We start from the raw sequence: 21076 nt of genomic DNA, 5'->3' as shown, positions 1-21076 counted from the left end.
GTAGGCGTCGAGGAGTCCAAACATGTCCGACCCGATCATCCCGCGCAGTTTCACGCCCACGTTGCCCTTGGATATCCCGCGCCATTGGCTTCCCGGAAATCCGGTTGTCTCATCGATTCTGAATGCCTATACGGTGCTGGTGCCGGCCAACGAGGCGTTCTACATACGCACGCTGAAGCGCTGCATGCCGCGGATCCACGATCAGGCGCTTCGCGACACCGTGGTCGATTTCATCCATCAGGAAGCGCAGCACGGAATCGCCCACAAGCGTTACTGGCGCAATCTGGATGCGCAAGGCTACCGGTTCAGAGGCTTCGAAAAGGCGGTGGAATTGCTCACTTTCCGCACGATCGAACGCACCACGCCACTCGCGCTCCGCGTGTCGCTGGTGAGCTGCGTGGAACACATCAACGCCTATATCGGCCATGAATTCCTGTCGCAGGATTTACTGGCCGAAGCGCATCCGCAGATGCGCGCGCTGATGGAATGGCACTTCGCGGAGGAAATCGAACACAAGCGCGTCGCCTTCGACGTGCTCGCCGCCGTTTCCCCGACTTACGTCGTGCGCGCGCTTGGCTTCTTGCTGACCGTGCCGCTGTTCTATCTATTGATCAGTATGGCTATGGTCCGTTTTCTGGCGCAGGATCGACTGTTGTTCAAGATCGGTACGTGGAGGCAACTGTGGCGGCATCTCGGGCCGGACCACCACATGTTTGCCCGCACCTTGGGTCATCTATGGGCTTATCTGCGTCCGCGATTCCATCCTGACCTGCTCGATGATCGCGAGATGTCGCGCACGGTGATCGCTGGCTATGCCTTGGCGCAACCGCCTCTGGTGGTGCCCACGTTACGGTCGAAAAGAATGGGGGAGGGTTCTCCCCAAACTACGAATTGAAGCCGGCACCGCTTAGATGCGGCTTGTTACCGCATGGGCATCGGGCTAGCCTTGGCGGATGAACCGCCCCATAAAAATGTTGATCCACGGTGCCTCCGGTCGTATGGGCCAGGCCTTATTGCGGTTGTGCGCCGAACAGGGCGATTGCCAAGTCGTGGCGGCGGTCACCCGTAAGTCGCCAGCGCAACGCGTGGTAGACGGCGTGCCGTTCTTCGCCGCCAACGAGCTTTCGGGTGCGCCCGCTTTCGACGTCGCCATCGATTTCAGTCTGCCGGAGGGATTCGACCCGGTGCTCGACCTGTGCGTGGCGCGTGGCGCAGCGTTGGTGTCGGGAACCACCGGGCTGAGCGAAGCGCAACGCGCTGCCCTGGACGCAGCGGCTACGAGAGTTCCACTGGTCTGGGCCTCCAATTTCAGCCTGGGCGTGGCGGTGCTGACCGAATTGGTCGAACGCGCCGCAGCGGCTTTACCCGGCTGGGACTGCGACGTGATCGAGGCCCACCACACCCAGAAGAAGGATGCGCCCTCCGGTACCGCCCTCACTCTGGGCGAAGCCGCGGCCGCGAACGGCGCCAAAGTCAGCTATGCCAGCCTGCGCGCCGGGGACATCGTGGGCGAGCACACGGTCCAGTTCACCGGCCTGGGCGAGCGTCTGGAGCTGGTGCACCGTGCCGGTAACCGCGATATTTTCGCCCGGGGCGCCTTGCACGCGGCCGTGCGCATCGTCGGCAAGCCGGCAGCCGCCTACCGGCTCCGGGATTTGTTGGACTGAACTAGGGCCTGTTCCGCCGATTCCCGAAAAACGACTGGCGTCCACGACCCCGCGCCCGTACAATTCTCGCTCGCCTGTTACCCACCGCCACGGACCGGAGAAATACCGAGTTCGCGGTTTCTTGCAGCCGCAAGTTGGAGGGACAGGGTTCCTTCACCCCCAAGGCGAGCCCAGTGACCCAACCCGCAATCCTCGTACTCGAAGACGGCACCGTATTCGAGGGCGAATCCGTAGGCGCGAGCGGCCTTTCCGCCGGCGAGGTGGTGTTCAACACCGCCATGACCGGCTATCAGGAAGTCCTTACCGATCCCTCGTATGCCCGCCAACTGGTCACTCTGACCTATCCCCATATCGGCAACACCGGCTGTACCGACCAGGACGACGAAGCGCGTCGGGTCTGGTCCGCCGGCTTGATCGTCCGCGACGTGCCGCGCCGTCCTAGCAACTGGCGCAACCAGCAAGCGCTGCCCGAGTGGCTGACGCAGCGCAACGTGGTAGCCATCGCCGGCATCGACACCCGCAAGCTGACCCGCCTGCTGCGCGACCGCGGCTCGCAGAACGGCGCGCTGATGGCCGGTGACATCGATGTGGAAAAGGCGCTGGAAGCCGCCCGCAAGTTCCCCGGCCTGAAAGGGATGGATCTGGCGAAGGTGGTTTCCACCACCCAGAGCTATCCGTGGAAAGAAGGGCAGCTGGATCTGGATACGGGGCTTCCCGTCAACGTCGGGGCCAGATTCAAGGTCGTCGCCTACGACTTCGGCGTCAAGTTGAACATCCTGCGCATGCTGGCCGAACGTGGTTGCGATGTGACTGTGGTCCCTGCTCAGACCTCGGCTGCCGCTGCGCTGGCGCTCAAGCCCGACGGGGTGTTCTTGTCCAATGGTCCTGGTGATCCGGAACCTTGCGATTACGCTATCGCGGCGATACGCGAGTTCGTCGCGCAGAAGATCCCGACTTTCGGCATCTGCCTGGGCCACCAGTTGCTCGCGCTCGCAGCCGGCGCCAAAACCCTGAAGATGGGCCACGGCCATCACGGCGCCAACCATCCGGTGCAGGATCTCGATAGCGGCCGGGTGATGATCACTTCGCAGAACCATGGCTTCGCGGTCGACGAATCGACCCTGCCGGCCAACGTGCGCGTGACCCATCGCTCACTGTTCGACGGCACCAACCAGGGCATCGAGCTCACCGATGCGCCGGCGTTTTCGTTTCAGGGGCATCCGGAAGCCTCGCCGGGGCCGCGCGATGTGGCGCCGTTGTTCGACCGGTTCATTGAACAAATGAAACTGGCAGGATGATCGCTCAATGGGATTCGCTTTAGGGGCGACGGGTGTCTGACGTCGTGATGAGAGGGGCGCAGAAGCGCCGTAAAACTAAGTTCAAAAGGGAGTTGGATATGAAGCTCGTCAGTCGTCTTTTGTTGCTGCTGCTGGTGCTATTCCCGTTGTTCGCGACGGCCGGTGAAGTGCCCATCCGGGATTTCTTCAAGGATGCTGAGTTCACCACTGTCAGTCTTTCGCCGGACGGGAAGCACATCGCTGTCAGTGTTCCCCGCGCCGATCGCACCGTGCTGGCTGTATTGAGGGTTTCCGACCAAGGAGTGGTGGGGAAGTGGGACTACGGTGAGAACCGCCATTTCCGGCAGGTGGTGTGGGCCAACAACGAGCGCCTGCTGTTCTTCGTCACCTTCAAGACCGGCGAGTTCGATTTCGAAACCTCGAAGGGCGATCTTTACGCTTCCAATATCGACGGAACCAAACGCCTCGATATTCCCAACGGGAATTTTTACAATTTCGTCGACCTGACTCCTGAAGATCCCAATACGATTCTTGTCGAGCGGTCTATCGACAACGCGTATCTGTTCAAGCTGAACGTCTACACCGGCAACATAACCACCGTGGCCAGCGCGCCCGTCGACGGCGGCAGCTTTCTGGTGGACCATCAGCGCAAGCCCCGCTTCGTTTTCGGCGAGATGGAAGACGGTCGGCAGGTCACCTATCGCCGCGACGGTGAGCAATGGAAGCTCATTCACGAAAGCCAGCGCGGTGGAGCGACCTATACGCCGCTAGGCTTCGCCACCGACGATAAGCGCGTGTACTTCTCGAAGGGCGAGGAGGGCAAGCCGGAAACGCTGGTGCTGGTCGATCCCGAAACGCAAAAGGAAGAATTCCTCTCCACCGACGGAACCGTGGATGCCGCGCGCTATCTGTGGAGCAGCGACGACAAGACCCTGCTAGCCGTGCGCTACGACAACGGCATTCCCGAGTGGGATATCGTCGCTCCGGAGCACCCCGAAGCGAAAATCTACTCCGGCCTGATCAAGGCGTTCCCGGGCAAAGCGGTCTCGTTCGGCGGAATCAGCGATGACGCGCGCTACATAGTGGTACGTGCCTACAGCGATACCGATCCGGGACAGGTCTTCCTGTACGACAGCAAATTGGGCAGCGCTTCCTATCTGCTTTCGTTCATGGATTGGATCAAGCCGGAAGACATGTCGCCGATGCGGCCGATCTCGGTGAAGACCCGCGACGGCACCATGATCCACGGCTACCTGACCATTCCGAAGAATAGCGACGGCAAGAACCTGCCGCTGATCGTCAATCCCCATGGCGGCCCGCATGGAGTGCGCGACGATTGGGGCTTCAATCCGGAAGTGCAGCTTCTGGCCAATCGCGGTTATGCGGTGATGCAGATGAACTACCGCGGTTCGGGCGGTTACGGCAACACGTTCATGCGCGCCGGTTATCGCAACTGGGGGACGTCGATGCAGGACGACCTCACCGATTCGGTGAGCTGGGCGGCCAGCCAGGGTATCGTGGACAAGAATCGCGTCTGCATTTACGGCGCTTCCTACGGCGGTTACGCCGCGCTGATGAGCGTCGTACGCGAACCCGATCTGTACCGTTGCACCGTGGGTTATGTCGGCGTTTATTCGCTGCCGATGATGTTGGCCAAAGGCGACATCCAGGAGAGCAAGAGCGGACGGAATTTCCAGAAGGATATTTTGCCGTTGGGAACCGGCGCTATGCAGACCTACAGCCCGGCCTACAACGTAGACAAGATCAAGGCGCCCATCATGTTGGTCCATGGCGCAAAAGATCAGCGCGTTCCGATCGCGCAAATGAATTTCCTGATCAGCCAGCTGAAGACGGTGGGCAAGCAACCCGAAGATGTCGTGGTCGAGAGCAAGGAAGCGCACGGTTTCCGCGACATCGACAACCAGGTCAATCTCTACACCAAGATGCTTGCCTTCTTCGACAAGTACATCGGCCAGAAAAGCGCTGCCGCGCCAGCGGCCGCCAAGTAAACCAGAGCGTATCCCCAATGCCCAAGCGTAACGACCTCAAAACCATCCTGATCATCGGTGCCGGCCCCATCGTCATCGGCCAGGCCTGCGAATTCGATTATTCGGGCGCGCAGGCGTGCAAGGCGTTGCGGGACGAGGGCTACCGGGTGGTGCTGGTCAACAGCAATCCGGCCACCATCATGACCGACCCGGAGATGGCCGACGCGGTCTATATCGAGCCCATCACCTGGCAGATGGTCGAGAAGATCATCGACAAGGAGAGACCCGATGCGCTGCTGCCCACTATGGGCGGACAGACCGCACTCAACTGTGCGTTGGATCTGGCCGACAACGGCGTGTTGGAAAAGTACGGCGTCGAACTGATCGGCGCCAAACGCGAAGCGATCATGATGGCCGAGGACCGCGAGCTGTTCCGCGTGGCCATGGCCGAGATCGGCCTGGAATGCCCGAAGGCGGAGGTCGCGCGTTCGCTGGAACAGGCGCTCGATATCCAGACCCGCGTGGGCTATCCCACCATCATCCGCCCCAGCTTCACCCTGGGCGGAAGCGGCGGCGGCATCGCCTACAACCGTGAAGAGCTCATCGACATCGTCAATCGCGGCCTGGAACTCTCGCCCACCAGCGAAGTCCTGGTGGAAGAATCCGTGTTGGGCTGGAAGGAATTCGAGATGGAAGTGGTCCGCGATACCGCGGACAACTGCATCATCGTCTGCTCCATCGAGAACCTGGACCCGATGGGCGTGCATACCGGCGACTCGATCACCGTCGCCCCGGCGCAGACCCTGACCGACAAGGAATACCAGCGCCTGCGCGACGCCTCCATCGCGGTGCTGCGCAAGATCGGCGTCGACACCGGCGGCTCCAACGTGCAGTTCGGCATCAATGCGCAGACCGGCCGCGTAGTGGTGATCGAAATGAACCCGCGCGTGTCGCGCTCCTCCGCGCTGGCGTCCAAAGCCACTGGCTTCCCGATCGCCAAGGTCGCAGCGAAGCTCGCAGTGGGCTACACGCTGGATGAACTGCGCAACGAAATCACCGGCGGCCTGACCCCGGCCTCGTTCGAGCCGGCGATCGACTATGTGGTCACCAAGATCCCTCGTTTCGCTTTCGAAAAGTTTCCCGCGGCCGACGCGCGTCTGACCACGCAGATGAAATCGGTGGGCGAGGTGATGGCGATGGGCCGTACCTTCCAGGAGTCGCTGCAGAAAGCGCTGCGCGGACTCGAAACGGGCAAGGTGGGCCTCGACCCCACGGGTTTGGACCTGAGCAGCGCGGACGATCTGACCGACCTGCGTCGCGAGATGAAGGAGCCTGGCCCCGAGCGCCTGTTCTACGTGGCCGATGCGTTCCGCGCCGGCATGAGCGTGGAAGACGTGCATGCGCTGTCCTTCATCGACCCGTGGTTCCTGGACCAGATCGAGGAAATCATCTCCGAAGAGAAGACCCTCGCTGCCGAAGGTCTCGCTTCGCTGGACGCAGCGCGTCTGCGCAAGCTCAAGCGCATGGGTTTTTCCGACACGCGTCTGGCGCAATTGTCCCAGACCAATGAAACGGCGGTGCGCAACCTGCGCCGCACGCTCAAGGTCAAACCGGTGTACAAGCGCGTCGACTCCTGCGCAGCGGAGTTCTCCACCAGCACCGCCTATCTGTATTCGACCTACGAGGACGAGTGCGAGGCGGAGCCGAGCGGCCGCGACAAGATCATGATTCTGGGCGGCGGTCCTAACCGCATCGGCCAGGGCATCGAGTTCGACTACTGCTGCGTGCATGCGGCGCTCGCGCTGCGCGAGGATGGTTTCGAGACCATCATGGTCAACTGCAACCCGGAAACCGTCTCCACCGACTACGACACTTCCGATCGCCTGTACTTCGAGCCGCTGACGCTCGAGGACGTGCTGGAGATCGTCGAATTGGAGAAACCCAAGGGCGTGATCGTGCAGTACGGCGGGCAGACCCCGTTGAAGTTGGCGCAGGCGCTGGAAGCCAACGGCGTGCCGGTGATCGGCACTTCGCCCGATTCGATCGATCTGGCCGAGGACCGCGAACGCTTCCAGCAGCTGGTCGAAAAACTGGGCCTGAAGCAACCGCCCAACCGCATCGCCCGCAACGACCAGGAAGCGCTGGTGCTGGCGCGCGAGATCGGCTACCCGCTGGTGGTACGTCCGTCGTACGTGCTCGGGGGCCGCGCGATGGAAATCGTGTACGGCGAGTCGGACCTGGCGCGCTACGTGCGCGATGCGGTCAAGGTCTCGAACGACTCTCCCGTGCTGCTGGACCGCTTCCTGGACAATGCGGTGGAGGTGGACGTCGACGTGATCGCCGACCACACCGGCGCGGTGCTGGTGGGCGGGGTGATGGAACATATCGAAGAAGCAGGCGTGCATTCCGGCGATTCTTCGTGTTCGCTACCGCCTTATTCGCTGTCCGCGAAAACCCAAGCAGAACTGCGTCGTCAAGTGGTCGAATTGGCCAAGGCCCTGAACGTAGTCGGTCTGATGAACACGCAGTTCGCCATCCAGACCAGCGACGATGGCGACGACACCATTTTCCTGCTGGAAGTAAACCCGCGGGCCTCGCGCACCGTACCGTTCGTGTCCAAGGCCACTGGTATGCCACTGGCCAAGATCGCCGCGCGCTGCATGGCCGGCAAATCGCTGGCCGAGCAGGGCGCGATCAAGGAAATAGTGCCGCACTACTATTCGGTGAAGGAAGCCATCTTCCCGTTCGCCAAGTTCCAGGGCGTCGATCCCATTCTCGGTCCGGAAATGCGTTCCACCGGCGAGGTCATGGGCGTGGGGCGCAATTTCGGCGCCGCGTTCGCGCGCGCGCAGGAAGCCGGCGGCATCAAGGCGCCACCGGTGGGCAAGGTGTTCCTGTCGGTACGCGATCCGGACAAATCCAGGGTATTGCCGGTAGCCAAGGACCTGATCCAGCGTGGTTACACGCTGGTCGCCACCCGCGGCACCTGCGCCTGGCTGCAAAAGAACGGCCTTGCCTGCGAACAGATCAACAAGGTGGTCGAAGGCCGCCCGCACATCGTCGACCTGATCAAGAACGGCGAAATCGTGTATATCGTCAATACCACCGAAGGACGCCAGGCGATTTCCGACTCGTTCTCGATACGGCGCGAAGCCCTCCAGCACCGCGTGACCTATTCCACCACCATCGCCGGCGCCCGCGCGCTGGTGCATTCGCTTGAATTCCGCGGCACCGGTCCCGTCTGGGCGCTGCAGGAACTGCACAAGGAGTTGCAAGAGCAATGAGAGCGCCACTTACATTAAAAGGCTCGCAGCGCCTGCGCGACGAGCTGGACCAGCTGAAATCGGTGAAGCGTCCGGAGATCATCAATGCGATCGCCGAAGCGCGCGCGCACGGCGATCTGAAGGAGAACGCCGAATACCACGCCGCCCGCGAGCAGCAGAGTTTCGTCGAAGGCCGCATCAAGCAGCTCGAAAGCGAACTGTCGCATGCGGAAGTGATCGACGTCGCCCAGCTCAACGCGGGGTCGCGCGTGGTCTTCGGCGCGACCGTGACCCTGGCCGACGTGGAAACGGACGAAGAGAAGCGCTATCAGATCGTCGGCGACCTGGAAGCCGATATCAAACTATCGATGATCGCGATTTCCTCGCCGCTGGCGCGCGCACTGATCGGCAAGAACGAAGGCGACTCGGTGGTCATCGACGCGCCGGCCGGTCAGCGCGAATACGAAATCGTCAGCGTCGCGTACGCGGGCTGAGCGGGGCCAACGATGGCATCGGCAACGCTGCTGCTGCCCGCACGTTCGCGGTTCGCGGGCCGGCCCTTGCCAGCAGCGTTCGCCAAGGCCCTTGCGCAAGCCGATCGCGAAGGCAGCGAGGCGGGCGAACCCGAACAACTGCGTCGCCATTTCCAACTGATTCCCGACCATTGGCCCGTCGCCGCGCTCACCCGGCAACTGGACGCCGGCGATGCGGCGCAATCGTCCTGGCTACGGGTGGACCCCGCGCACATCGCCCCGGATATGGGCGGGGCACGCATGCTCTCGCATGGCGACTCGCTGGCGCTCACCGCCGAGGACAGCGCCCAGCTGCTGCCCTCCTTGCGGCCGCTGTTCGGCGATGCCGGCTTCGCCCTGGATGCGCCACGGCCTTCGCGCTGGTATCTGCGTCTTCCCCGGGAGTCGAAATTGCCGGCGTTCGCGACCCCCGACGAAGTACTGGGCGAAGACCTGTTCGCTCACCTGCCCGAAGGCGACCTAGGGCGCCGCTGGCGCGCCTTACTCACCGAAACCCAGGTCGTCCTGCACAACCATCCCTGGAACGCCATGCGCGCTTCGCTGGGCAAACCGGCAGTCAATTCCCTCTGGTTCTGGGGCGCGGGCGCGCTGCCGGATTTCGTGCGCACGCATTACCGGCAGGTCAAAGGCAACGAGATTCTGCTGCGGGCATTGGCCAATGCCGCAGGGGTGTCGGCGACGACCGACGACGCGGAGGAAGTCGACGCGCTGGTCGACTTGCGCCATCTGCGCGATCTGGCGTTGGTGGCTCACGAGGCTGTGCAACCGTTGCTGGAAGCGGTGCGCAAACGCGAGCTGCAGTCGCTGACCCTCGATTTCGAAGACGGCGCGATTTTCCATCTGCGCCGCGACCAGCGCTGGCGATTCTGGCGGAAGCCGTTGGCGACGCTGTAGGCATGGCTCAAAGTCCGAGGATCCGTCGCCGCGAGGGCGATGCGGCAGGAAGCTGGCCGGAGAGCCTTTCGCCGCTGCTGCGCCGCATCTACGCTGGACGCGGCGCGATCAGCCTGGAGCAGGCGCAGCCGAAGCTGGCGCAACTGCTGCCGCCCGAAACCCTGGGCGGGCTGGCGGAAGCGACGGCATTGCTTGCCGATGCGATCGCCGCTCAGCGCCATATCGTCGTGGTCGGCGACTTCGATTGCGACGGCGCCACGGCTTGCGCCGTCGGCGTGCGTGGATTGCGCATGCTCGGCGCGACGCGCGTGACCCCGGCGGTGCCCAACCGCATGGTGCACGGTTACGGCCTGTCGCCGGCCTTGGTGGGCGAACTCGCCGGGCTGGAACCCGACCTGTTGGTGACCGTCGATCACGGCATCGCCTGCCATGCAGGCATCGCGGCGGCCAAAGCGCTGGGATGGAAGGTGCTGGTAACCGACCACCATCTGCCCGGCGAGTCGTTGCCGCCGGCCGATGCCATCGTCAATCCCAACCTGCGTGGCGACGCGTTTCCCAGCAAGATGTTGGCCGGTGTGGGGGTGATGTTCTATGTGTTGCTGGCGTTGCGGAAACAGCTGCGCGAGCAAGGAGCGCTGGCGCAAGGCGAGCCCGACCTTTCCACGCTGCTCGACCTGGTTGCGGTCGGCACCATCGTCGATCTCGTTCCGCTCGACGTCAACAATCGCGCCCTGGTTGGCGCTGGATTGCGGCGGCTGCGTGCAGGGCAGGGTTGCGCAGGGCTTAGAGCGCTGATCGAGGTCTCAGGCCGCGACGCCGCCCGGTTGACGGCCGCGGATATCGGTTTCGCCATCGGACCCCGACTCAATGCCGCCGGCCGCCTGGAAGACATGGCCATCGGCATCGAATGCCTGCTCAGCGACGATGCCACCCAAGCCTATGAACTGGCGCAGATATTGAATGGAATCAACGCCGAACGCCGTGGCGTGCAACAGCAGATGGTCGACGAAGCCGAGGCCGCAATCGAGCGACTCGACAGCACGGACAACCCGCAGACGCCGATAGCCCTATGCCTGTTCGATGCGGAATGGCATCCGGGCGTGGTCGGTCTTGTAGCATCGAAGATGAAGGAAAAACTGCATCGTCCAGTGATCGCTTTCGCGCCTTCGGAACCGGGCGGCAGCAGTCTGCGCGGTTCGGCAAGATCGATTCCCGGTTTCCACATCCGTGATGCGCTGGCCAACGTGGACGTCGCCCATCCGGGACTGATGGGCAAGTTCGGCGGTCACGCCATGGCGGCGGGGCTGAGCCTGGAAGAAAGCGAGTTCACCCGCTTCCAGGCTGCCTTCCTCGAACAAGTCGAGGCGATGATGGATCCGGCCATGCTGCATGCGGAACTGCTGAGCGACGGCGAACTGTCGGCCGAGGAATTCGTCGTGGCCAACGCAGAGGCGCTGCGCAGTGGCGGACCGTGGGGGCAGGGCTATGGCGAGCCGCTTTTCGATGGCGTGTTCGAGGTGATCGACTGGCGCGTGGTCGGCGAACGCCACCTCAAACTCAGCTTGCGGGTCGAAGGCCGCCGGGAACCGCTCAATGCCATCCACTTCGGCGGCTGGCGCGAGCAGGAACCCGAGTCCCACCTGCGCCTGGCGTATCGGCTGGTGCCCGACGACTATCGCGGCGGCAACGCCGTCCAGCTGATCGTCGAGCACCGCGAATCTCTGTAGAGCCGAGCTTGCTCGGCTGCTCTTGATTGCGCGAAAAGCAGCCGAGCAAGCTCGGCTCTACAAGGCTGCGGCAACCGTCTACACGACTGGTTGAGGCGCATCGCCGAGGGCGGGGGTAAGCGAACGCCGCTTGAGGCCAAACAAAGGCCGCAGCCAGTCCGCGCGCCGGATGACCTCGTATCCACCGAAACATGCCGCGAACGTCAGCATGATTAGCAGCGGGCCTTCGATCCCCGGCGCAATGCCCAGCGGCTTCATGTTGTACGCCGCTATCACGATCACACTCTGGTGCAGGATGTAGACCGGGAACACCGCCGGTACCAGATATCGCAACGCCGGGCTGTCTGCATGCCGGAAACGGTAGGCGAAACCGAAGATGGCGGCGATGCTGCTCCATTGGTTCAGCGCCCACACTGCTCGTTGGAACTGGCGCAAGGCACCCGGCGGTGCGTTGGCGTCGCCATACCCGCTGCCATAGAAGTACCAGATGATGAAGCCATAGCTGATCGCGGCCAAAGCGAGCGATGCCCAGCGCAGACGTCGCAAGGCTTCCCAGAATCCGGTGGCGCGGGCCATCAGGAAGCCCAGCAGGAACACGCTGAAGTACTGCGCATGGTTGTACCAGTCGTCGACCAGCGCATGGGTAGCTTCGAAGCGTTCGACCAATGCGATCCGCGCGACTGTCAGCAGCAGTACCGGCCACAGCAGTACGCCCCAACCGGATAGTAGGCCGCCCAGCCATTCCCCCGCGCGCCGGCAGACGTTTGGCATCAGCCGGGCGATCAGCCAGATCGCCACTGTGTACACCCACAGGTAGGCGACGAACCACAGGTGGTTCCAGGTCGGCAGATCCAGACAGCCGTCGTCATCACAGAACGTGCCATCGTTCGCCATATAGCGCCCCCAGAAGGCCAGGTAACCGTCGTGGTAGCCGCCGGGAATCCGCGAATCCATCACTTCGTAGTACGCCTGCGGCACCACGATGACCAGCATCCCGAAGATCAGCGGAACCAGCAGGCGCCAGGAACGCGACTTCAGGAATCCCTGCGGCTGCTTGCCGAACAGGAAGGCGCTGGCCGCGCCGGACACCAGGAAAAGCAGCGAGAGCCGCCAAGGGCTGCTCAGCAGCATCAGTGGCTCGAGGGTTGCGCTGGCGTAGGGGCTCTTCACGTGCCAGTCCCAGGTCACGTAATACATGCCCACGTGATAGAGGACAAGCACGCCGAAGGCGCAGACGCGGACCCAATCCAGATCGTGGCGACGTTGCATGGTCAATTCCCGTTCAATGAAGACAGGCAGCCATTGGGGCGCCAACGGTCCTGCGGCGCGAGCGCAAGGGGACCGGTTGCGGGGACGAAGGGACGAATCGCGGGTCCGCAGGGACGACCGCCCGCAGGGAATCCCGCACGCTCGCCTAGAATGCGCTTATGACCGAATCCGCTTCCGATGCCGCTTACCGCCGTTTCCTGCCCTGGCGCCGGACTTTCGAGATCGGCTTCTGGGTATTGCTGATCGGTATGAACTGCATCGGCAACAGCATCACTACGCTGATGGAAATCCGCCGTGGCCAGTCGGACATCCTGAGCTGGGAGCCGGCGGTGTGGGAGTCCAGCAGTGCGCTGGTCTGGCTGTTGGCGCTGTTGCCTGCCATCGTCTGGTTCACTCGCCGCTTTCCGCTGCATTGGGATACCTGGCGGCAGCAGCTGCCTTGGTATCTGCTGGCCAGTGTGGCGATTTCGATGTTGCATGTGGCGGGCATGGTCGCCTTGCGCGTGCTGATCTATCGCTGGCAGGGCATGGAGTACAACTTCGGCCCCTGGGGAAGGGAATTCCTTTACGAATACCTGAAGGACATCCGCAGCTTCATGATCATGGTGTTCAGCATCGAGGCTTACCGTTTCCTGCTGCGTCGCTGGCAGGGCGAAGCCAGTCTGCTCGACGCACCCGATGAGGGACCGCCGGTAGAGCGGATCGAACTGCCCGAGCGCTTCCTGGTACGCAAGCTGGGCCGGGAATTCCTGGTCGCGGCCAACGACATCGAATGGATCCAGGCCTCCGGCAATTACGTCAACCTGCGCATGCGCCAGCATGACTATCCGCTACGCAGCACCATCGCAGCCATCGAGACCAAGCTCGACCCACGCCGCTTCGCGCGGGTCCACCGCAGCTATCTGGTCAATCTGGACCAGGTCGCCTCTATCGAACCCATGGATACCGGCGACGCGCGCCTGCATCTGAAGGACGGCACCACGCTGCCATGCAGTCGCCGCTATCGCGCCGATCTGCGTGGCCGAGTGGGCGCGGGAGGGGGCGTGGAATTGGGCGCGCCCAGCGCCTGAACCCGTCAGCCTGCTAGAATTTGCGGCTGTTTCGCATCCCACCACTACCCTCATGATCGAACTCAACCCTATCCGCCAGCGCATCGCCGACCTCCAGGAACGGCTGCATGCGCTTCGGGGGTATCTTTGACTACGACGCCAAGCGCGAGCGCCTGGAAGAAGTAAACCGGGAGCTGGAAAGCCCCGATATCTGGAACAACGCCGAATACGCCCAGACGCTGGGCCGCGAACGTTCCAGCCTGGAAAAGAACGTCAACGGCATCGCCAGCCTGGAAGACGGGCTAGCCGGAGCGGTCGAACTGCTGGAACTGGCTGAAAGCGAAAACGACGAAGAAACCGCCGTGGCGGTGGTCGCCGACGTCGATCGCTTCAATACCCACGTGGAAAAGCTGGAATTCCAGCGCATGTTCTCCGGCGAACTCGATCCGGCCAACTGCTTCGTCGATATCCAGGCCGGCGCCGGTGGCACCGAGGCCCAGGACTGGGCCGAGATGATGCTGCGCATGTACCTGCGCTGGTGCGAATCGCGCGGCTGGAAGACCGAGCTGATGGAAGCCAGCGCCGGCGAAGTGGCGGGCATCAAGTCGGCCACTTTCCGCGTGGAGGGCGACTACGCCTATGGCTGGCTGAAGACGGAGATCGGCGTGCACCGCCTGGTGCGCAAGTCGCCGTTCGACTCGGACAACCGCCGCCACACCTCGTTTACTTCGGTATTCGTGTCACCGGAAGTCGACGACAACATCGAGATCGACATCAATCCCGCCGACCTGCGCACCGACGTCTATCGCTCTTCCGGCGCCGGCGGCCAGCACGTCAATAAGACCGAGTCGGCGGTGCGCATCACCCACATCCCGACCAACACCGTGGTCGCCTGCCAGACCGGCCGCAGCCAGCACGCCAACCGCGACACCGCGATGAAGATGCTAAAGGCCAAGCTGTACGAGTTGGAGATCCAGAAGCGCAACACCGAACGCGATGCGCTGGAAGCGACCAAGTCCGATATCGGCTGGGGCAGCCAGATCCGCAACTATGTGCTCGACCAGAGCCGGATCAAGGACCTGCGCACTGGCGTCGAACGCACCGATACCCAGAAAGTGCTGGACGGCGACCTGGACGAATTCGTCGAGGCCAGCCTCAAATCCGGGCTGGAAGCAGGCTCCAAACGCAGCGACGCTTGATTTCGCGCATCATCGTTCTCCCGCAATCTTCCCATTCGAATCTCGCCCCCTATGACAGACGACACGCTCCCGCCCGACGAAAACAGCCTCATCGCCGAGCGTCGCGCGAAACTCAAGGCGTTGCGCGGGCAGGGCATCGCGTTCCCCAACGACTTCCGCCGCGTCGATTACGCGGGCGATCTGCAGGCGCAGTACGGCGACAAGGACCTTTGGTCCGCCGAGGCGCTGGAAGCCGCACAGCGCGGCGTAAAGGTGGCCGGCCGCCTGATGGCCAAGCGGGTGATGGGCAAGGCCAGCTTCGCGCAGATCCAGGACGAATCCGGACGCGTGCAGCTGTTCCTGCAATCCAACACGTTGGGCGACGTCTACGATGCATTCAAGGGCTGGGATATCGGCGACATCGTCGGCGTGGAGGGCGGACTGACCCGCACCCGCACCGGCGAACTGTCGGTCAAGGTGTCCAGCCTGCGCCTGCTGACCAAATCCCTGCGCCCGCTGCCAGACAAGTGGCATGGCCTGTCGGACGTCGAGCAGCGCTACCGCCAACGCTATGTCGACCTGATCGTTACCCCAGAAGCGCGCGAAGTCTTCATCAAGCGCTCCAAGATCATCCGCGCCATGCGTGAATGGCTGGATGCCCGACGCTTCCTGGAAGTGGAGACGCCGATGATGCATTACATCCCCGGCGGCGCAGCGGCTAAGCCGTTCACTACCCACCACAATGCGCTGGGCCTGGATCTGTATCTGCGGGTAGCGCCCGAGCTGTACCTCAAGCGTCTGGTGGTGGGCGGCATGGAGCGCGTTTACGAAATCAACCGCAACTTCCGCAACGAAGGCGTCAGCACCCGGCACAACCCCGAATTCACCATGCTGGAGTTGTACGAGGCCTATGCCACCTACAACGAAATCATGGACCTGACCGAGGGCGTGATCCGCGATGTAGCCCACGAAGTGCTGGCCACCGGCCAACTGCTGTGGGACGGCGAACAGATCGACCTGGACCCCGCGTTCCGTCGCTGGCGCATGGACGAGGCGGTGCGCCATCACAATCCCGAGATCAGCCTGGCCGACTGCACCGACCGCGAGGCGCTAGTGCGCCACTGCGAGCGTTTGAAGATCCACGTCAAGCCAAGTTACGGCTGGGGCAAGCTGCTGCTGGAAATCTTCGAGAAAACGGTGGAACACACGCTGATCCAGCCGACCTTCATCACCGACCATCCGGTCGAGGTCTCGCCGCTGGCCCGCGCCAACGACGACCAGCCCGGCTATACCGACCGTTTCGAGCTGTTCGTCAACGGCAAGGAGCTGGCCAACGGCTTTTCCGAACTCAACGATCCCGAGGATCAGGCGGCACGCTTCCTGGCCCAGGTCGAGGCGAAGGAGGGCGGTGACGATGAGGCCATGCATTTCGACGCGGACTACATCCGCGCCCTGGAGGTGGGACTGGCGCCCACGGGAGGCCTGGGAATCGGCATCGACCGCTTGGTGATGCTGCTGACCGGTTCGGATTCGATTCGCGACGTGCTGTTGTTTCCCTATATGCGGCCCGAAGCAGCGGGCTGAGCGCGCTGCAAGTGACGCCTTTGGGCAGCTTTTGCCCGTAGATCCCCACCTGTGTTGCCCTGTGTCTCCGGCCGAGTGCGCCCCATGGATCTGGGTATAGTTAATATTGTGACGCACGTCACAATTACCCGCAGAGGGCTTCAGGTAAGAAAAGTGGCACGGTTTCTGCGTTATTCCAGCTAAAGACAGGACTTTTCTCTCGTTCCCCCTAACATGCGGGTGAGGAGTCTCCCAGTTCCGAAGCACCGGTTTTTTCGTCGCCAAGACGAGTTGGCCGGGAGGGGTTGAAGCTATGCTAGATGCCAGCAGGGTCTACACCGGAGTATCCTCACCCGACAGCCACGTTGCGTGGCCCAATGGGGTTGGAAGCGGCTTGGATATCGTCATCGTGGACGATCAGACATCAGCGCGGACGATGCTGCGCCATGTCATCGAGGACATTGCGTCGGAATTGTCAGTGCATGATTTCGGCGATCCCGCCGTGGCGCTGGCCTGGTGCGAAGCCAATCGCACCGATCTGTTGCTGCTGGATTACCGCATGCCCGGCATGGATGGCCTGGAATTCGCGCGCCGTTTCCGCCGCCTGCCCATGCACCGGGATATACCGATCATCCTGATCACCGTGGTCGGCGACGAGCCCATCCGCCAGGCGGCACTGGAAGCCGGTGTCATCGACTTCCTGGTGAAGCCGGTTCGCCCGCGCGAACTGCGTGCCCGCTGCCGCAACCTGCTGCAGCTTCGCCAACAGAGCGAGAACATCAAACAGCGCGCCATGTCGCTGGAGCAGCGGCTGCTTTCGAGCATGCATGAAGTGGAAGAGCGCGAACGCGAGACGCTCTCGCGACTGGCGCGCGCCATCGAATACCGCGACAGCGGCACCAGCGCCTACCTTGAGCGCATGGCGCATGTCGCCGGTCTGATCGCCGAACAGCTGGGGCTGCCCGAGGACGAGGTGCGTGCCATCGAGATGGCCGCGCCGCTGCACGACATGGGCAAGATCGCCATCCCCGATTCGGTACTGATGAAGCCAGGCCCGTTGACCGAGGAGGAGACCGAAGTCATGCGCCGGCATCCGCGCATCGGCCACGAATTGCTAAGCGGCAGCCACAACCGTTTCATCCAGGCGGGCGCCATCATTGCCTTGCGCCACCATGAGCGTTACGACGGCAGCGGCTATCCCGATGGCCTGAAAGGCGACGCGATCCCGCTCGAAGCCAGAATAGTGGCGGTTGCCGATGTGTTCGATGCGCTGATTTCGCCGCGCCCGTACAAGAAGGCCTGGGATCGCGATGCGGCCCTGGCGTATCTGTACGCGCAGCGGGGCCGCCTGTTCGATCCGGCCTGCGTGGATGCGCTGGGCCGTGGCCGCGCCAGGCTGGACGATATCTGCGACCAGTATTCGACCGTGCACGTCCGCCCGGGCATGCAGTAATCCATGCACGCTTTGACAGCCATGCACGCCTTGACGACCTGGGTCCGGAGCCGGCTCTCGAATCGCCCTGACAGCGAACACGGCCAGGCTATCGTGCGCCTGAGCCTGATATCACTGATCCTGGCCTACGCGCTGCTTCCTTCTTCCCGCGAGATGCTGGATTCCCACGAGTATTCGATCGTGCTGACGATCGTGCTTTCGGGTCTGGCCAACGGCATCGGCATCGTCGCCTGGCTGCTGGTGCGCCCCGGCAAGTCTGGTCCCCGCCGCGCGTTAGGCATGGTGGCCGATTACGGTTTGATGGCCGCTGCCATGATTGGCATGGGCGAGCCGCTCGCCTGGGCCTATATCGTGCTGATGTGGGTCACCGTGGGCAACGGCCTGCGCTACGGCAACCGTTACTTGATCATCGCAGTGACGATGGCCTGCGCTAGCTTCGCCGTAGTGCTGGTGATGAGTGACTATTGGGTGCAGAACCGCACCCTGGGCATCGGTCTGCTGCTGGGCTTGATCGCCGTACCCATGTATCTGTCCGGCTTACTGCGCCAGTTGACTCGCGCCACCGAAGAAGCCCATCGCGCCAACGAGGCGAAAAGCCGCTTTCTGGCCAATATGAGCCACGAATTCCGCACGCCTTTGAACGGCTTGTCCGGCATGTCCGAGTTGTTGGCCACTACGCAACTGGACAGCGAACAGCGCGAATGCCTGTCCACCATCCAAGCCTCCACCCGCAGCATGCTGGCGCTGGTAGAGGACGTGCTGGACATCTCGGCGATCGAAGCGGGCAAATTGAAGCTCGATGTCGTCGAATTCTCGCCGCAGGAATTGATCGAGAACATCGGCATGATCCTGTTGCCGCAAGCGCGCGGCAAACAGCTCAGCTACGAAACGCGCATCGATCCGGACGTGCCGGCCAAGTTGCGCGGCGACATCCGCCACCTGCGCCAAGTGCTGCTGAATTTGGCCGGCAATGCGGTCAAGTTCACCGATGCCGGATCCGTGAAGCTGGAAGTCAAACTGATACCTGGCCACGACGACAAGATCAATCTGCGTTTCATCGTCACCGATACCGGCATCGGCATTCCCGCCAGCGTGCGCGCAAAGCTTTTCGAAGCTTTCGAACAAGCCGACGTCAGCCTGTCGCGGCGCTACGGCGGCACCGGTCTCGGCACCACGATCGCCAAGGGCCTTACCGAGGCGATGGGCGGCAGCATCGGCTTCGAAAGCGCCGAGCACCGCGGCAGCAGCTTCTGGGTTGAGCTGCCGTTCGAGGCGGTGCAGACCGTCAAGGCGCCGGTGGTTCCGGCGTGGATCGAAGAACAAGAGCAACACAGCGCGGAAAACATCATCGCGTTCTCCGATCCGTTCTTGCGCCATCGCGCACGCGTGCGCAGCATGCAGATTCTGGTTGCGGACGACCACGAAGCCAACCGCATGGTCGTCCAGCGCCTGCTGCAAAAAGCGGGGCACCGAGTGGTCTGCGTGAACGGAGGCGAAGAAGTGCTGGACGCTCTGGAAATCGCCGACTACGACACCGTCATCGTCGACTTGCACATGCCCGGCATCAGCGGCTTGGATCTGCTCAAGCAGTTGCGCATCATGGAAGCCGGCGGCGGGCCGCGCACTCCGGTGCTGGTATTAAGCGCCGACGTTACGCCTGATGCCATCTCGCGCTGTGAACAAGCAGGCGCGCGTGCCTTCCTAGCCAAGCCGATCGTGGCCACGCGCTTGCTGGATGTGCTGGCGGAAATCGCCCAGAACGGCCGCGTTACAACCCCGGTGCAGACCGACCGGCCGCAACTTCCGGTATTGGACAACGTGTTAGATCCGAGCGTGCTCAACGAACTCAGCGTGCTGGGCATGGGCGATGCGTTCGAGCGCGAGTTCATCCAACAATGCCTCAACGATGCCGAGGGCTGCCTGGGTGCGATGGCCCACGCGATGGAAAGCGGCGATGGCGTCCATCTGCGCGAGCATGCGCATGCGCTGAAAGGCGTGGCCAGCAACCTGGGCTTGGTCAAGCTTGCGGCCGCTAGTGGTGAGCTGATGCAAGCTAGCGATAAGCAGATCGCAACAGAATGGCGTCAGCGGCTTGCGATGTTGAACACAAGCCTGAGCCAGGGCCGCGTGGCGTTGGAAGCACGCGGCCGCACGCGCGACGGCGTCAAAAAGGATAGCGATCGTTCCTGACGGCTGCGCAACGCAGCCGTTTTTCAACCTTTCCCCCTACGCTAGTCCTTTAGCGGTCTTGCTCCATAAACGACTGTTTTAGGCAGCACGCACCGAAGCGCGCCTTTCCTGGGCGCGTACGATGCGCTCCATCATCTTCAGCGACTTGTCGCCCAGCGCCAGCGCGGTATCCACCCAAACCTCGGTGATGCGCATGAGTTCGTCGTAGCCGACCGGCTGGGCCAGATTGCGGCAAGCATTCATGGCCAGGTAGGCGTGCGAGGAGCGCTTCTGCTTGTTGATCAGTTCCTGCACCGCCGATGCGCCCTGGCCCTTGGGAACCAGCACATCCACCACACCCATGCGGTACATCTCGTCGCTGCTGAAGATATTGCCTTCCAGGATGATCTTTTCCGCCAGTTGCGGCGACACGCGCTTGCACAGGAAGGAGTAGGCGCCCATGCCCGGGAACAGGCCGAACAGCACTTCCGGCAGGCCCATGTCCACGCCTTCTTCGGCCACGATGGTGTGGCAGGAGAGTGCGATCTCCAAGCCTCCGCCCAATGCATCGCCCTGAATCAGGGCGATGGTGCGTACATCGCCGCCCAAACCGGTGTTGAGGTGGTACACGCCATCGATGCAGCGACGCGCGTAGCTGAGCAGACGGTCGCGATTGCCTTCGCGGATCAACTGCGAGAACAGCGCCAGGTCGCCGCCGAGATTGAATGCGGAACCTTCGGATGCGACCACCAGATGGCGCAGCTTGCCCGACTGGCGTTGCGATTCGCGCAAGGTGACGGAATTCATGAAGCTGAGCACGTCGTCGAGCATTTGGCTGTGGAAACAAGGGCGAACGCCCGGGGCGGCCTCCGCATGCATGTACATCCAATGGCTATCGCCATTCGGCTCGGAATCGACACGAAGGGTCTGGTAGGGGCGGCTGCGAAGCAGTTTTTCGACGTTGCTCATTTTTGGATCCTCGGCTTGAATGCGTTGTAAGGGAAGCTATGGGGGCTGGACGGTGC

The 21076-nt window shown here is 62.7% G+C and carries 15 protein-coding genes; 13 read left to right on the top strand and 2 right to left on the bottom strand.

Annotated features, from left to right (window positions below):
* Nucleotides 1–22: 22 nt before the first annotated feature.
* From AC1DTQ_RS03745 to recJ, 8 genes are all read left to right on the top strand, one after another.
* Nucleotides 23–895, top strand: coding sequence for a metal-dependent hydrolase (locus AC1DTQ_RS03745; protein WP_477848084.1), 873 nt, complete (start codon nucleotides 23–25; stop codon nucleotides 893–895).
* Nucleotides 896–953: 58 nt separating this feature from the next.
* Nucleotides 954–1667 (top strand): 4-hydroxy-tetrahydrodipicolinate reductase, encoded by a 714-nt coding sequence (gene dapB / locus AC1DTQ_RS03740; protein ID WP_477848082.1) that lies wholly within the window; start codon nucleotides 954–956, stop codon nucleotides 1665–1667.
* A gap of 173 nt (nucleotides 1668–1840) precedes the next feature.
* Nucleotides 1841–2965, top strand: a complete 1125-nt coding sequence (gene carA / locus AC1DTQ_RS03735; protein ID WP_477848080.1) for a glutamine-hydrolyzing carbamoyl-phosphate synthase small subunit — start codon at nucleotides 1841–1843, stop codon at nucleotides 2963–2965.
* 98 nt (nucleotides 2966–3063) lie between these two features.
* Nucleotides 3064–4974: a S9 family peptidase gene (locus AC1DTQ_RS03730; protein ID WP_477848078.1), complete on the top strand. Its 1911-nt coding sequence runs from the start codon at nucleotides 3064–3066 to the stop codon at nucleotides 4972–4974.
* A gap of 17 nt (nucleotides 4975–4991) precedes the next feature.
* Complete coding sequence (gene carB / locus AC1DTQ_RS03725) at nucleotides 4992–8237, top strand: carbamoyl-phosphate synthase large subunit (RefSeq protein WP_477848077.1); 3246 nt, start codon at nucleotides 4992–4994, stop codon at nucleotides 8235–8237.
* A complete protein-coding gene (gene greA, locus AC1DTQ_RS03720) occupies nucleotides 8234–8710 on the top strand; it encodes a transcription elongation factor GreA (RefSeq protein WP_477848076.1) in 477 nt (158 codons plus the stop codon). The genes carB and greA overlap by 4 nt, the downstream gene beginning before the upstream one ends.
* A gap of 12 nt (nucleotides 8711–8722) precedes the next feature.
* A complete protein-coding gene (locus tag AC1DTQ_RS03715; protein ID WP_477848074.1) occupies nucleotides 8723–9643 on the top strand; it encodes a phosphoglycerate mutase in 921 nt (306 codons plus the stop codon).
* A 2-nt stretch (nucleotides 9644–9645) separates the two neighbouring features.
* On the top strand, nucleotides 9646–11370 hold the full coding sequence (gene recJ / locus AC1DTQ_RS03710; protein WP_477848073.1) for a single-stranded-DNA-specific exonuclease RecJ: 1725 nt from the start codon (nucleotides 9646–9648) through the stop codon (nucleotides 11368–11370).
* A gap of 78 nt (nucleotides 11371–11448) precedes the next feature.
* Here the strand turns inward: recJ and AC1DTQ_RS03705 are convergent, their stop codons facing one another.
* Nucleotides 11449–12639, bottom strand: coding sequence for an acyltransferase family protein (locus AC1DTQ_RS03705; protein WP_477848071.1), 1191 nt, complete (start codon nucleotides 12637–12639; stop codon nucleotides 11449–11451).
* A 158-nt stretch (nucleotides 12640–12797) separates the two neighbouring features.
* Between AC1DTQ_RS03705 and AC1DTQ_RS03700 the strand changes: the two genes are divergently transcribed.
* The 5 genes from AC1DTQ_RS03700 to AC1DTQ_RS03680 all read left to right on the top strand — a co-directional run bounded on the left by AC1DTQ_RS03700 (nucleotide 12798) and on the right by AC1DTQ_RS03680 (nucleotide 20072).
* Complete coding sequence (locus AC1DTQ_RS03700; RefSeq protein WP_477848069.1) at nucleotides 12798–13709, top strand: LytTR family DNA-binding domain-containing protein; 912 nt, start codon at nucleotides 12798–12800, stop codon at nucleotides 13707–13709.
* Nucleotides 13710–13761: 52 nt separating this feature from the next.
* Nucleotides 13762–14887, top strand: a protein-coding gene (gene prfB, locus AC1DTQ_RS03695; RefSeq protein WP_477848067.1) for a peptide chain release factor 2 whose coding sequence is annotated in 2 segments (ribosomal slippage) — nucleotides 13762–13836 and nucleotides 13838–14887 — 1125 coding nt in all. Because the reading frame shifts where the segments join, the coding sequence is not laid out codon by codon here.
* 51 nt (nucleotides 14888–14938) lie between these two features.
* On the top strand, nucleotides 14939–16450 hold the full coding sequence (lysS, locus tag AC1DTQ_RS03690; RefSeq protein WP_477848064.1) for a lysine--tRNA ligase: 1512 nt from the start codon (nucleotides 14939–14941) through the stop codon (nucleotides 16448–16450).
* A 292-nt stretch (nucleotides 16451–16742) separates the two neighbouring features.
* On the top strand, nucleotides 16743–17882 hold the full coding sequence (rpfG, locus tag AC1DTQ_RS03685; RefSeq protein ID WP_310090849.1) for a cyclic di-GMP phosphodiesterase response regulator RpfG: 1140 nt from the start codon (nucleotides 16743–16745) through the stop codon (nucleotides 17880–17882).
* Nucleotides 17883–17903: 21 nt separating this feature from the next.
* On the top strand, nucleotides 17904–20072 hold the full coding sequence (locus AC1DTQ_RS03680; protein WP_477848356.1) for an ATP-binding protein: 2169 nt from the start codon (nucleotides 17904–17906) through the stop codon (nucleotides 20070–20072).
* 78 nt (nucleotides 20073–20150) lie between these two features.
* On the opposite strand, the gene AC1DTQ_RS03675 is transcribed toward AC1DTQ_RS03680, so the two are convergent.
* The gene (locus AC1DTQ_RS03675) at nucleotides 20151–21020 is read right to left on the bottom strand and encodes a crotonase/enoyl-CoA hydratase family protein (protein WP_477848062.1); all 870 of its coding nucleotides are present in this window, start codon (nucleotides 21018–21020) and stop codon (nucleotides 20151–20153) included.
* Nucleotides 21021–21076: the final 56 nt, after the last annotated feature.

Source organism: Pseudoxanthomonas sp. P4_B2 (genome assembly GCF_056402315.1).
This window is presented reverse-complemented; position numbering and strand designations above follow the sequence as displayed.